The 13,122-nt window shown below is 72.8% G+C and carries 11 protein-coding genes; 8 read left to right on the forward strand and 3 right to left on the reverse strand.

Features of this window, described 5'->3' with window-relative positions; genetic code table 11:
• Positions 1-3 precede the first annotated feature (3 nt).
• Positions 4-654, reverse strand: coding sequence for a response regulator transcription factor (locus ABD256_RS18930; RefSeq protein WP_344420050.1), 651 nt, complete (start codon positions 652-654; stop codon positions 4-6).
• A gap of 227 nt (positions 655-881) precedes the next feature.
• Positions 882-1,550 carry a LuxR C-terminal-related transcriptional regulator gene (locus ABD256_RS18935; RefSeq protein WP_344420052.1) on the reverse strand — a complete coding sequence of 223 codons (669 nt, stop codon included), beginning with the start codon at positions 1,548-1,550 and terminating at the stop codon, positions 882-884.
• Between the two features lie 123 nt (positions 1,551-1,673).
• Here ABD256_RS18935 and ABD256_RS18940 point away from each other — a divergent pair, with 123 nt between their 5' ends.
• From ABD256_RS18940 to ABD256_RS18975, 8 genes are all read left to right on the forward strand, one after another.
• Positions 1,674-2,339, forward strand: a complete 666-nt coding sequence (locus ABD256_RS18940) for a response regulator transcription factor (protein ID WP_344420055.1) — start codon at positions 1,674-1,676, stop codon at positions 2,337-2,339.
• Entirely contained in the window at positions 2,336-3,598 is a 1,263-nt protein-coding gene (locus tag ABD256_RS18945; RefSeq protein WP_344420058.1) for a sensor histidine kinase, read from the forward strand. Before ABD256_RS18940 ends, ABD256_RS18945 begins: the two co-directional genes overlap by 4 nt.
• A 79-nt stretch (positions 3,599-3,677) precedes the next feature.
• A complete protein-coding gene (locus ABD256_RS18950; protein ID WP_344420061.1) occupies positions 3,678-5,807 on the forward strand; it encodes a fibronectin type III domain-containing protein in 2,130 nt (709 codons plus the stop codon).
• Positions 5,808-5,815: 8 nt separating this feature from the next.
• Positions 5,816-6,775, forward strand: coding sequence for an AAA family ATPase (locus ABD256_RS18955; protein WP_344420064.1), 960 nt, complete (start codon positions 5,816-5,818; stop codon positions 6,773-6,775).
• A complete protein-coding gene (locus ABD256_RS18960) occupies positions 6,775-7,914 on the forward strand; it encodes a DUF58 domain-containing protein (RefSeq protein WP_344420067.1) in 1,140 nt (379 codons plus the stop codon). Before ABD256_RS18955 ends, ABD256_RS18960 begins: the two co-directional genes overlap by 1 nt.
• On the forward strand, positions 7,911-10,130 hold the full coding sequence (locus ABD256_RS18965) for a transglutaminase-like domain-containing protein (protein WP_344420070.1): 2,220 nt from the start codon (positions 7,911-7,913) through the stop codon (positions 10,128-10,130). The genes ABD256_RS18960 and ABD256_RS18965 overlap by 4 nt, the downstream gene beginning before the upstream one ends.
• Positions 10,130-11,500 (forward strand): serine/threonine-protein kinase, encoded by a 1,371-nt coding sequence (locus ABD256_RS18970; protein WP_344420072.1) that lies wholly within the window; start codon positions 10,130-10,132, stop codon positions 11,498-11,500. The genes ABD256_RS18965 and ABD256_RS18970 overlap by 1 nt, the downstream gene beginning before the upstream one ends.
• A 245-nt stretch (positions 11,501-11,745) precedes the next feature.
• A complete protein-coding gene (locus ABD256_RS18975) occupies positions 11,746-12,471 on the forward strand; it encodes a class I SAM-dependent methyltransferase (protein WP_344420074.1) in 726 nt (241 codons plus the stop codon).
• Positions 12,472-12,581: 110 nt separating this feature from the next.
• Here ABD256_RS18975 and ABD256_RS18980 read toward each other — a convergent pair whose 3' ends face one another.
• Positions 12,582-13,091, reverse strand: coding sequence for a hypothetical protein (locus ABD256_RS18980; protein WP_344420076.1), 510 nt, complete (start codon positions 13,089-13,091; stop codon positions 12,582-12,584).
• Positions 13,092-13,122 lie beyond the last annotated feature (31 nt).

The following is a 13,122-nucleotide window of genomic DNA, read 5'->3' on the forward strand; positions in this document are numbered from 1 at the left end:
AACCTACGCCGGTCCGATCGTGTAACCGTGGTCCCGCACGGTGCGGATCATTTCGGGCTCGCGCAGTTTCTTGCGAAGCTGTTTGATCACACCGGCGAGCACGTTCGACGCGGGCGCGACGTGTTCGTCCCAGGCGTACTCGACCAGCTCGGTCCGCGAAACCGGCGCGCCCTGCCGGAGCACGAGCAGCTCCAGCACCATGAACTCCTTGGGCGTCACCGTGAGCAGCACGCCCGCGCGGCGGACCGCGCGGCGCCCGACGTCGATTTCGAGGTCCCCGCAGCGCAGCACGGGCGGCAGGCTCGCCGACACGCGGCGGCACAGGCTGCGCACGCGCGCGGTCAGCTCGTCCATCGCGAACGGCTTCACCAGGTAGTCGTCTCCGTGCTCCAGCCCGGCGATCCGGTCGGCGACGCTGTCGCGCGCGGTCAGGAACAGCACCGGCACCGACGGCCGGTTCCGGCGCACGTAGGCGAGCGAGTCACCGGACGGGAGCATGCGGTCGAACACCGCGCAGTCGTAGGCGTTCACGGTGAGCGCTTCGTCGGCCTGGGGCAGGTCGCCGACGGAGTCGACCGCGAACCCCGCGCCGCGCAGCGAGCCGCCGATCGCGAGGCGGAGGTCTTCGTTGTCCTCGATGACCAGTACCCGCACGAGTACGAACAGTAGCGAGCCCGGCTCCGGGGCCGGAGTCAGGTCCGCGGATGCGGGTGCATCGGCTTCATCCTGCTCGCGCGTCGCGAGGGCCGAGTTTGTGGCGTCAGGTTCCCCGAAGGACGCCTTCGGGGAGCACGCGCTGAGCCTCCGGTGGGACCCGCCGCCTCGGCCACCCATCTCACCGGAATCACCGCGCACCCATCAACAAGTCGACTTTCGGGGCGTCACGTAAGAAGCCCGCGGTCTGCCGCCTTGACGCCCGCCATGAAGCGGCTGCGCGCGCCGAGCCGGTTCATGATCGCGGACACCGTGCGCCGCACCGTGCGCACCGAGACCCCGAGCCGGTCCGCGGCGGCGGCGTCGGTGTGGCCCGCGGCGAGGAGCGAAAGCAGTTCCTGCTCGCGCGCGCACATGTCCGCCGTGCCGGGCAGCTCCGACCCGCTCAGCGGCGCCGCCGTGGCCCAGACGCGTTCGAACAGCTCGACCGTCGTGGTGACGACGCTCGCGAGCCCGAACACGGCCACCCCGGCCGGGGTGCCCAGCTCGGTCCTGCCCACCGGGAGCACCGCGACCGACCGGTCGATCACCAGCGCGTCGGTGGGGACCGCGGGCACGGTCCTCGTCCCGGCGCCCGCGACCGAGAGCGCGGCGAGCTGGGCCGAGAGCACGGGTGCGACGCGCGCGGCGTCCGGCACCAGCACGCGGTAGCGGACCCCGCGCCGCAGGTTGTCGCGGTCGATCCCGCGCACGGCGGCGATCGGGTTTTTCACCGCCGTGGTGCCGCTGCTCATCACCAGCACTTCGGACCGGGCCGCCGCCAGCGCGGCGTTGGCGTTGAGCGCGGGTTTCGCCGCCTCCGCGTGGTTGATCCGGTCGAGCGTGGTGGTGGTCATCGGAACCCCTCCGTTGCCGTGGCCGGTACCGGCCAGGTGATCGTTGCCCGCGCCGCTCGGCGCACTACCGGCATACGATCACCCCGGACATGAGGATTTGATGACAAGGCAAGAGGACGAGCGGTGCGAGTACTGGTGGTCGAAGACGACGAGGACCTGCTGGCCGCGGTGTGCGCGGAACTGTCTTCGGCGGGTTTCGAGATCACGCGTGCGCCGGACATCGCCACGGCCGACGCCGCGCTGCGCGAAGGCGGCTACGCGTGCGCGGTGTTCGACAGGATGCTCCCCGACGGCGACGCGATCACCTACGTGCACGGCAGGCGGCTCGCCGGGGACGGGGTGCCGGTGCTGTTCCTGACCGCGCGCGACAGCGTCGCCGACCGGATCGCCGGGTTCGACCACGGCGGTGACGACTACCTGGTGAAGCCGTTCTCGGTGGCCGAGCTGACCGCGCGGGTCCGCACGCTGAGCCGCCGCGCCGGTACCGGCAGGCCGTCGGTGCTGCGCTACGCCGACGTGGTGCTGGACTGCGCGCGCCGGGAGACCAGGCGCGGCGGCGTGCTGCTCACCTTGTCCAACAAGGAGTTCGCGGTGCTGGAGTACCTGCTGGTCCGCCGCGAGCAGACGGTGACGCGGACCGAGCTGATCGAGCACTGCTGGGGCGAGGACGAGGACCCACTGTCCAATGTGGTCGATTCGGTGGTGAGACGCTTGCGGCGCAAGCTGCGCGAGCCGAACCTGATCGACGCCGTGCACGGCGCGGGCTACCGGCTGGGCGCGCGCTCGTGAACTCCTCGGCCGCGGACCGGCTGCGCAGGCTGCGGCTGCTGCTGACGGTCCTGTTCACCGCGATCAACGCGACCGGGCTGATCGTGTTCGCCTGGATCGCGATCGCCTCCGACGAGTCCGGCCCGCGGAGCCTCGACGGCGATCTCCGCCGCGTGACGTCCTCGGCGAACCGGCTGCTCCAGTTCGACGACACGAACCGGACCTTCGTCACCGGCTACATCGGCAACGACGAGCTGGCCGATCAGTGCCCGCAGTTCGCGGTGCTGCCCGGCGGTTCCAGCACCTTCGCGCCGTACTTCAGCAAGCGCACCTGCGTGCCGGTCGATCCCGCGGTGCTCGGCGGCCTCGTCGACGACGCCGTGCGGTCCGGCAGGCTCGTCACCGGCAACATCCACGGCACCGGCGGGCAGCTCGTCAGGGTCGGGGTCGAGCCGTTCCGGAATCCGTTCGGCCAGTACGCGGGCGCGGCGGTGGCGGTGGCCGACGCGGATGCCGCGCAGGCCGCGCACACCCGGTTCGTGGTCTTCGTGGTCGGCGGCTGCGCGGTGCTCGTCGCGGGGCTGGCGGTGGCGGGGCACCTGCTGTCCACCAGGGCGATGCGGCCCGCCGTCGCCGCGCTGGAACAGCAGGAGATCCTGCTCGCCGAAACGGCGCACGACCTGAGAACGCCGGTCGCCGCGTTGCGCGCGCTCGCCGAAACGGCGTTGCGCAACCCCGACCAGCGCACCGAACTGCTGCCCAGAACGGTGGGGCTCGCGGCCAGGATGGGCTCCATCATCGACGGCCTGCTGGTGCGCGCGCGCCTCGCCGCGGGCATGGACCAGCTCGCCGTGCAGCCGGTGTGGCTGGACCAGCTCGTCACCGGGCTCGTCGACGAAACCCCCGCCGACGGCGCCAGTGTCACGGTGACCGCCGCGCCGTCGCTCGTGCAGGTCGACCCGACGCTCGTGCAGCGCGCGATCGGCAATCTGCTGGACAACGCGCTGCGGTACGGGCGGAAGCAGGACGAACCCGCGATCGTGCACATCACCGTCGCGAACGGCAGGGTCACCGTCGCCGACCACGGGCCAGGCGTCGACGCCGCGATCGCCGAGGAACTGCTGGACCGGTTCCGCACGGGCAGCGGTTCGACCGGGCTCGGCCTGTCGATCGTGCGCTGGGTCGCGCAGGCGCACGGCGGCGCGCTCAACGTCTACAACGCCGATGAGGGCGGCGCGATCTTCGAACTGGAATTGCCGGTGCTGCCGCAGGGCAATTAGCGGAGCGCCAATTCTTTCGGAATGGCCTTTTGCGGCCGTCCGGGACCAGTCCCGAACTCGTGCCGTTACTCTTTGTGCCGTGGATCTCAGAGGGGGACGGCTCGCTACGGGGAGCCGGGCGGACGCCGGATCCCGGTCGTGGCGCACGCGCGTTCCCGTCCTGGTCGTGGTTCTCGCGTGCGCGGCCGCGGTCGTCGCCGCGGTCACCGGTGCCGCGAAACCACTGCCGGGCCTGCAGTTCCTCACCTCGGGCCACTGGGTCTACAACACCTTGCTGCAGGCCGCGTTCCACGTGGACGGCGGCACCGCGAACATCGACGCGCAGGCGCAGGTGCCCGGTGACGAGGGCAGTCAGGTCGTGCAGGGCGACACCAGCGGGTACGTGGTGGGCCGGTCGCGGATCACCCAGTTCGGCAAGTCGAACCTGACCGTCGAGCAGACGAACGCGCCGCCCTCCGACGAGATCCCGCTCGGCGTCGAGGCCGCGGGCGGGCCGTACCTGGTGTACCGCCAGGCCGGCCGGATCGTGCGCCTCGGCGACCCGCCCGCGACGGTGGACGCTGGCGATCCCGTCGGCGACCCGGTGGTGACCGCGGACGGCACGATGTGGCTCTTCCGCCCGACGACCGGGCTGATGTGCCGGTTGCCGAAGGACGCGGACCGGATTTCCTCGTGCCCCGCGGCGATCCCGAAGGGGCACGCGGGCGGGCTGACACTGGTCGCCGACCGCCCCCAGTTCGTCGACACCACCACGGGCACGCTGAACCGGCTCGGGGACAAGGGCGTCGAGGCCACTTCGCCGCTGGGCGTCGCCGTTTCGGCCGCCGCGCGCCCGGCGTCGGCCGATGTCGCGGGCCGCATAGCGATCCTGGACCCACCGGCGCGCCACCTGCTCCTCGTCGACGCCGCGACCCCGCAGCGCGCGCCCATCACCGTGGCACTGCCCGACGGCGACTACGACGGGCCGGTGTCGAGCGGTTCCGTGGTCGCGCTCGTCGACAAGAAGAGCAACACCCTCCTGACCTACGACGGCGAAGGCAGACAGGCCGACGCCAAGCCGATCCCGCGCGAATCCGGCCCGTCGCGGCTCACCAAGGGCGAGGACTCCCGGATGTACCTCGAAGGCCCCGAGGGCACGCACGTGCTCGTGGTCGGCCACGACGGCAAGGTCGCCGACGTTCCCGTGGTGGCGCGCGAACCGGGCCCGGTGCCCGCGCCGGGAGAATCGGGCGACAGCGCGAAACCGCCGGTGGCGCCGCCGGATCGGGGACAGCAGCGGACAGCGCCTAACGCGGGGCCGAATCCGCCGGCGCGCGAGCAGGAAAAGCCGAAACCGCCGGTGGAGCGGAAACCCGACCCGCCGGACATTCCCGCGAGCCCTCCCGGCGCGCCGACCGGCGTGACCGCGAAGGCGGGCTCCGGCTCGATCAGGGTCGGCTGGGGCGCGGCACCGGACAACCGCGGCCCGATCACCGCGTACCACCTGTCGTGGCCGGGCGGGTCGATGACGGTCGGCGGCGGCGCGCGCTCGGCGACCGTCGGCTCGCTGGCCAACGGAACCCGGTACGCGGTGACGGTGACCGCGACGAACAAGGCGGGCACCGGCCCCGGCGCGTCCTCACCCGGTGTGACCCCGTTCGCGGCGGCGAGCGCGCCCGGCGGCGTCACCGCGAAGAACGCGAACGGCACCGCGACCGTCACGTGGAACCCGCCCGCGCTGAACGGCGGTGCGCTCGCGCACTACGAGGTGAGCGCGACCGGGCAGGGCACGAAGAACGTCACCGGCACGACCGCCACTTTCGCCGGGCTGGCAACGGGTTCCTACACGTTCACCGTGCGCGCGGTGACCACAGTGGACGGTCAGCAGGTGACGGGTGCGCCGGGATCGGCGTCCCTCACCATCCAGAAGCCCACCATCGCGCTCAGCAGGGGCGGCGCCACGTCGAGTGCCAAGTGCAAGGCCCCGGCCTGCCACTGGTTCCACGTGGTGGTCAAGGGATTCCCGCCGAACACGAAACTCAGCGTGATGCCGCATTCGGACAACGGGGACTTCAGCGAACCGTCGGACATCCAGATCGACGCGGACGGCAACGGAATGCTGGACGGCGACGGAATCCGTTACGACGTACCGGGTGTGCACGTGTGGGTCACGATCAGCACGCCGAGCGGCACGATCACGTCGAACCACTTCCTTTGGCCAGAAGGGTGAACGAGCGCGTGAACCAGATACCGGCCGGTGAGGTCTACGAGCGGATCGCGAAGAACGTGCAGGGCGTGATCCGGGGCAAGCCGCAGCTCGTGCGGCTCGCCGTGGCGGCGCTGCTCGCCGAGGGGCACCTGCTCATCGAGGACGTGCCCGGCCTCGGCAAGACCACGCTCGCGCGGTGCCTCGCGCGCAGCATCGGCGGCACCTGGAACCGCATCCAGTTCACCCCCGACCTGCTGCCCGGCGATATCACCGGCGTGCAGGTGTACCACCAGAAGGAAGAGCGGTTCGAATTCCACGCGGGTGGCATCTTCGCGAACGTGGTGCTCGCCGACGAGATCAACCGCGGCACCCCGAAGACGCAGTCGGCGCTGCTCGAAGTGATGGCGGAGCGCACCGTCACGGTCGATTCGGTGCGCCGCGAGGTGCCGCGCCCGTTCCTGGTGATCGCCACGCAGAACCCGATCGAGCTGGAGGGCACCTACCGGCTCCCCGAGGCGCAGCTCGACCGCTTCCTGATGCGGTTGCGGGTCGGGTACCCGGATCTCGACGCCGAGGTGATGGTGATCATGAGCGACTGCGCCGGCGTCAACCCCGACGAGCTGTCGCCGGTGGTCGACCTGCCCGTGCTGCAGGCCGCGGTCGCGCAGGTGCGGGCGGCGCACGTCGACCGCGCGATCTGCGAGTACGCGGCCACCCTCGCCGCGGCGACCAGGCAGCACGTCGCGCTGCGGTACGGCGCGAGCCCGCGCGGCAGCATCGCGCTCGTCCGCGCCGCGCAGGCCGTCGCGGCCACCTACAACCGCGCCTTCGTCACCCCGGACGACATCAAGGAGGTCGCGCGGCCCGTGCTCGGGCACCGGCTGATCCTGACCTCGGACGCCGAGCTGAACCAGCGCCGCGCCGACGACATCGTGGACGAAGTGCTCGCCGCGACCCCGGCGCCCAGGACCAGCAGCACGGTCTCCTGATGATCCGGCTGACCGGGCGGGGGACGGCGACGGCGATCGGTTCGGTCGTGGTGTTCGCCGCCGGGCTGTGGGCGGGGTACCCGGTCCTGCTCGCGGTGTCCGCCGCGGCGTTCGGCGCGGTCGTCGCCGGGGTCGCGATCGCGGCGAGGCGCCCGCGCGTGACGGTCGCGCGCGACGTCTATCCCGATCGAGTCCATCGTGGACGGCCCGCGTTCGCGAGGCTGAAGGTGGCGAACCCCGGTACGCGGCGGCAGCCGGGATTCACCGCGGGCGACCGGCTCGGCGCGGGCTTCCAGGCTGTCAGCGTGCGCGCGCTGCCGCCGAACGGGCAGGCGGTGCACCACTACGAGCTGCCAACGGAGACGCGAGGGCGGCACGTGGTCGGCCCGCTGACGGTCGACCGCGGCGACCCGCTCGGGCTCGGCGCGGGCAGGCTCACCACCGGGGAGACCGCGACGCTGTGGGTGCACCCGCGCGTCCACCCGATGCGCGCGATCGCGGCCGGGCACCCGCGCCACCACCACCAGGGCCGCAGCACCGACGACTCGCTGCACGGCTCGATCGACCTCCGCGACGTCCGCGAGTACGTCGTCGGCGACGAGGTCCGGCACCTGCACTGGAAGGCGACCGCGCGCACCGGGCAGCTCATGGTGCGCGAATACGTCGACCCCGACCAGCCGCGGTTCACCGCGTTGCTCGACACGCGGCGCGAATCCGTGCGGGCGGACCTGTTCGAGGACGCCGTCGACCTGACCGCGTCGCTGGTGGTGTCCGCGGCGACCGCGGACCAGCGCTGCCGCCTGGTCACCTCGTGCGGGCTCGACGTCGGCACGAACGGCGGCGCCGAAGCGGCGCGGCGCATGCTCGACGAACTGTGCACTTTGGACGTGACGGGGGAGCACGGGCTCGCGCTGGCACCGGGCACGCTGTCCCGTTCCGGCGGGGGAACGCTGGTGGTGGTGCTCACCGCGCTCGCCGAAGCCGACCGCGCCGCGATCGCCGCGCTGCGGCCCCGGTACTCGTCGATGATCGTCATCGTCCTGAATGGACAGTCCGGCCAGGTGCCCGGCGCGAAGGTGGTGCCCGCGACCGACGCAGCGGACGCGGCGCGCCGGTGGAACGCGGTGGTGGCGGCATGAGGGACAGGATCGGCACCGGGTGCCTGCTGCTCGCCACGGCACTGCCCGGGCTGCTGTTCGCGCCGGTCTTCGGCTTCGCGGCGCTCGTTCCGTCGATACTGGCGGTGCTCGTCCTCTGTGGACTCGTCGCGGAACTGTGCCTGCGTGTCCCGTCGCTCCGGCCGTGGCGGCCGGTGCTGGCGCTGCTGCTCGGCCTGCTCGGCATCGCCGAGGTCGAACTGGGGAGCACCACCGCCGGCGGCATCCCGACCGCCGATACCGTGCGGGGGCTGGTTTCCGGCGTCACCGGGTCGTGGCAGCTCACCCTGCAGTCCACCTGGCCCGCGCTGCCCGATCCCCAGCTCATGCTGTTCGTCCCGCTGGCGGTGCTCTTCGCGGCCGTGCTAGGACTCGAACTGGCGCGGTGGTCGCTGGCCGCGCTGCTGCCGAGCCTGGTGGTGCTCGGCCTCAGCCAGGCCTACGTCGCGGTGACGGGTCCGACGGCGTTGCTCGTCGCGCTCGCCTACGCGGGCGTGGCCGGGACGCTCTTGGCCGTGTCCCGGCCACGCCCGGCGATCCCGTCCGGGGCGGCCCGCCGGGGCGCCGCCGCGCTGCTGGTGCTCCCGACCGCGTTCCTCGGTGTCGCCGCCGCCGTCGCGGCGACCGTGGCCGTCCCGGTCCGCGCCGACGCGCTTTCGCTGCACCAGAACGAATCCGTGCCGCTCCCGCCGACGAGGGTGGTGAACCCGCTCGACGAGGTCGCCGCCAGGCTGCGCACCCCCGCCGTACCCGTGTTCGGCTACACCGCCACCGCTCGCGTCGACCGCTGGCGCGTCGCGGTGCTCGACGACTTCGACGGCGCGCGGTGGACCTCGACCGCGGAGTACCGGCGGATGGGCGCCACGGTGGCCCCGCCGCCGGGGCTGACCGCGCGCACGGACACGCGGCAGGCGGACGTCACCGTCGAAGACGGCGAAGACCTGCCGTGGGTGCCGAGCCAGGCGGTGCCCTCGGCGGTCACCGGCGTCGCGCCGCTGATCGACGAGCGGTCGGGGATGCTCATGGTGCCGGGCGCGAAGGGCCCCGCCGCCTATCACCTGAGCTGGCGCGAGCCCGAGGTGAACGCCGATGACCTGGCAGGCGCCGCGATCGATCCCGCCGCGCTCGCGGGCAGGGGGCTCGGCGCCGCGCCGCCGGAGATCGCCGACCTCGCCCGCGCCGCGGTGGCCGGGCAGCCGCCCTCGTTCCGCGCCGCCCTCGTCCTGGAGCGGTACCTGAGCCAGCACTACCAGCTCGCCACCGGAGCCGCGCTGCCGACCGGCAACGGCTGGCAGCAGCTCCGCACCTTCCTGCTGGAAACCAGGCGCGGCACGAGCGAGCAGTTCGCCGCGTCCTATGTGGCCTTGGCGAGGCTGCTCGGCATTCCCGCGCGGCTCGCCGTCGGGTACCGCGCACCCGCGTCGGTGCCGGGGCGGCCGGTGGTGGTGCGCGACGGCGACGTGTTCGCATGGCCGGAGGTCGCGGTGTCCGGGATCGGCTGGGTGTCGCTCGACCCGACCGGCGGCGCCGGCGGCTCCGGCACGGCATCCGACGGGCTCGCGAAGGCCACCGCGCAGGTGCGGGCCGAGCTGCCGCCGCCGCAGGACCTCCGGGTGCCTCCGCTCAAGCCGGAACCCGGAGGAGCGGCGCCGCGGGAGGAGCAGCCGGGAACCCCGTTCCCGTACCTCGCCGCCGTCCTCGTCCTGTTCGGGCTCGCCGTGCTGGTGCTCGCCGCCGTCCCGGTCGCCAAGGCGATCCGGTCGCGCCGCCGCCGCCGCGCGACCGGCCAGCGCGCCGTGGTGGCGGCGTGGTGGGAGGCGACCGACCTGCTGCGGGCGCACGGCGTCCCGTTCACCGAGGGCATGACCGTGCGGGACCTCGCCGCGGCGGCCGGCCCGTTCACCGAACAGTCCGTTGTGGACGGACTGAGGTGGCTGGCGCACCAGGTCGACACCGCGCTGTGGTCAGGGCGCGTCGCCGACGACGGAACCGGGGTGCAGGCGTGGGCCTCGGTGCGGGCCATCCGCGGCGGGCTGGCACGGCTGCCGTGGCAGCGCCGGCTGCGCGCCCTGTTCGACCCGCGCCCGCTGTTCCCGCCGGCCGGGCCCGACGGCCGGTGGCGCCGCCGGGTGCGGCTGGCCCGCCCGGCGATCACGCGGCTGAAGGCACTGCGCCCGAGCCGGGCGGTGTCGCGCTGATGCGCGGCTCAAGCCCGCTCACCGAGCTTCGGCGAGGCCCGGTGGCGACCCTCTACTCCGGACAGTCCGGTGCCGTCGCGGTCAAGGTGTTCCCCGGCCGGTTCGACCGCAGGACGCTCGCCGCGGCGGAGCGCGTGCGGCGCAGGCTCGCCACCGCGCCCGCGGGCACGCCTGTTCTTCCCGTCGACTCGATCGACCTGCTCGACGACGGCAGGCACGCGCTGCGGATGGAGCTGTGCGGCGGATCCCTCGCGACGCTGGTCGCCGCCTCCGGTCCCCTCGCGGTGGCCGACGTGGTGGCGCTCGGCCGCGCGCTGTCCGGCGCGCTCGCCGTCGCGCACGGGCTCGGGATCCCGCACGGCGGCGTCAATCCGAACAACGTGCTCTTCCGCGCGCCGCGGCAGCCGCTGCTGGCCGACTTCGGCGTCGCGCTGCGCCAGGCCTTCCCGCGCGATCCGGTGCACCTCATCGAGTTCGTGCCGCCGGAGGCCCTGCGCACCGACAGCGTGGACGAGCGCACCGATCTGTACGGCCTCGGCGCGGTGCTGCACTTCGCGCTGACCGGTCACCCGCCGCACCCCGGCAGGCTCGGCGAGCAGCCAGGCGAACGGGTGCTGCGCGTGCTGGGCAGCCCGGTGCCCGCGATCAACCGCGACGGCGTCCCGGTTGAACTGTCCACAGTGGTCGCGAGGATGCTCGCGGCCGATCCGGCGCACCGGCCGCCCGGTGTGGCCGCGGTGGCGCAGCAGTTCGCCGCGATGTCGTCGGCTCCCGCCGAACCGGTTCCGGCGCCCATGCCGGTACCAGCGCCTCCACCGGTGGCCGTGCTTCCGAAGTCGAATCCTTACCGGGTGGCCGGAGAAGCACCCGAAGAGTCCACAACGGACAGTCCGTCGAAGATCTTCCCGGAACCGGATGTGGCGCCGCGCGGCGCACGGCCGCCGTCGCGCCGCCCGCTCGTGGCCGCCGCCGTGGGCATGGTGGTGCTCGTCGCGGTCGTGCTGGTGCTCGTGCTGCGGTCCGGCACCGACGAACTCGCGACCACGCCCCGCCCGGTGCCGCCGGTGCCGAGCGCGCCCGCCGTGCCGGGCCCGGCCGCATCGGCGCGGCTGGACCTGGCGGAGCCGGAGGACCTCGGCGACCGGATCGTGCTGAACTGGAGCAGTGACCGGCCGCTGGACTTCGCGGTCGTCATCGCGGGCGACGGCGAGAGCAAGCCGAACCGCGTTCTGCTCGCGCAGCGCAACCACACCATGCGGGTGCCGGTGGACCCGGTGCGCAGGTACTGCTTCCTCGTGCAGGGCACCGACCAGGAGAAGGTGTACGAGAGCCAGTACCGATCCGTGCGCGGCGCGGTCTGCCGCGAGTAACCAGGGAAAAGGGCTTGCCGGGCACAGCGACGATCACCTGGCGGTGTTCGTCATGGGTACGGTGCTCCGCCGCGCCGCGTGCCCGTTCCGCGTTTCCGGACTCCGCCGAGGTGAGTGGCGTCTTCGGTGCGCGCTCCCCGCTGCCGCGCCTGATCGCCGGGCGCGGGCGACGGGGGAAAACCCTATCCGGCCCGGTGGTCAACCGGATTCCCCGAGGGGCGCCCGCCGCCCACTATGTGTCTACTATGGACAACACAGTGAACGGGCGCCTCGCCGACCAGGTGACCCTCGACCTCGTGCACCGGCTCTACCTCGACCACGCCGACGCGCTGCGCGAGGCGCGCACGGCGCAGCGAGCGCACCGGGTGGCGAACCCGTCGATGAAGGTGCAGCTCGACGACGTCGAGGCCGAACTCACCTACTTGCTGCTGCGCCACTTCCGGCCGTCGAAGGCGGTGGAGATCGGCTCCCTGCACGGCTGGTCGACGAGCTGGATCCTGCGCGCGCTCGCCGACAACGGCACCGGCGGGCTGGTCACCATGGACCGGGTCGGCCATGCCGTCGCGACCGTCCCGAAGGCGCTTTCGGCAGGCCGCTGGGAATTCCGGCAGGGCGACGCGAGGAAGCTCAGCGCCGACTGGGTGTCCGATGTGGACTACCTGTTCATCGACGCCGACCACCGCGCGCGCTTCGCGAGGTGGTACCTCGGCGCGGTCTTCCGGAAACTGAGGACGGGCACCCCGGTGAGTGTGCACGACGTGTTCCACCGGGCGCGGCCGCTTCCCCGCACCGAAGGCAGCGAAGTGCTGCGCTGGCTCGAAGACACGCGAACCCCGTACTTCACCGCGGCGCCCGCCCGCGACCCGCACGTGCACGCCTACCTCGGCGAGCTGCGCCGCGACCTCGGGCTGACCGAAAAGATCCACACCGGCCGGGACAACCCCATGCTCTACTTCCGGATGCACCCGTAGCTATCGGGGAGCGCGGCGGAATTCGGATCGGCCGCGCGAAGAGCCCGAGCGCCGTCGAATACCCGGTCGGCGCGTTCCAGTTCACCGGCAGGCGGCGTGCGGCGTGAGGATCAGCTGACCGCCGCGCAGAGATCACGCTCGGCCCAGTGCCCGGACAGCACGGTCCGGTAGGCCGGCGCGATCTTCAGCGTGTACACCCCGTCGAGGATGAACACGCCCGGCGCGTGGTTGTCGCGGTTCGGCTGGAAGCCGACCAGCACCGGGCCCGTGACGTGCCAGATCTGCACCCCGTCGGTGTGGTATTCGACCAGCGCGAACCCGCTGGCGTCGGCGAGCGTGCTCTTCCCGTTCTCCACGTTGGTGAAGCGCTCGACGAGCGGCCCGGCATACGCCTGGAGCGCCGCCGAACCGTCAGGACGGGTTTTCAGGACCTTGCCGTACACCTTGTCCACCACCGGTTCCAGGTGAATGGCGAAGGCGCACCGGGCACCGGCGGGGTAGTCGGCAGGCGCGCTCGGCGCCGGTTCCCAGCCACCGCCCGGCGGTGCCGCGGAAGCGGTGGGCGCCAACCCGGACAGCGCGGCGGCGGCCAGCACGATGACCAGCAGAATACGTTTCACGATTCCCTCCAGAAGTATCGCGACTCCCCAT

Origin of the sequence: Amycolatopsis minnesotensis, assembly GCF_039529815.1 — a bacterium.
Taxonomy (GTDB): domain Bacteria; phylum Actinomycetota; class Actinomycetes; order Mycobacteriales; family Pseudonocardiaceae; genus Amycolatopsis; species Amycolatopsis minnesotensis.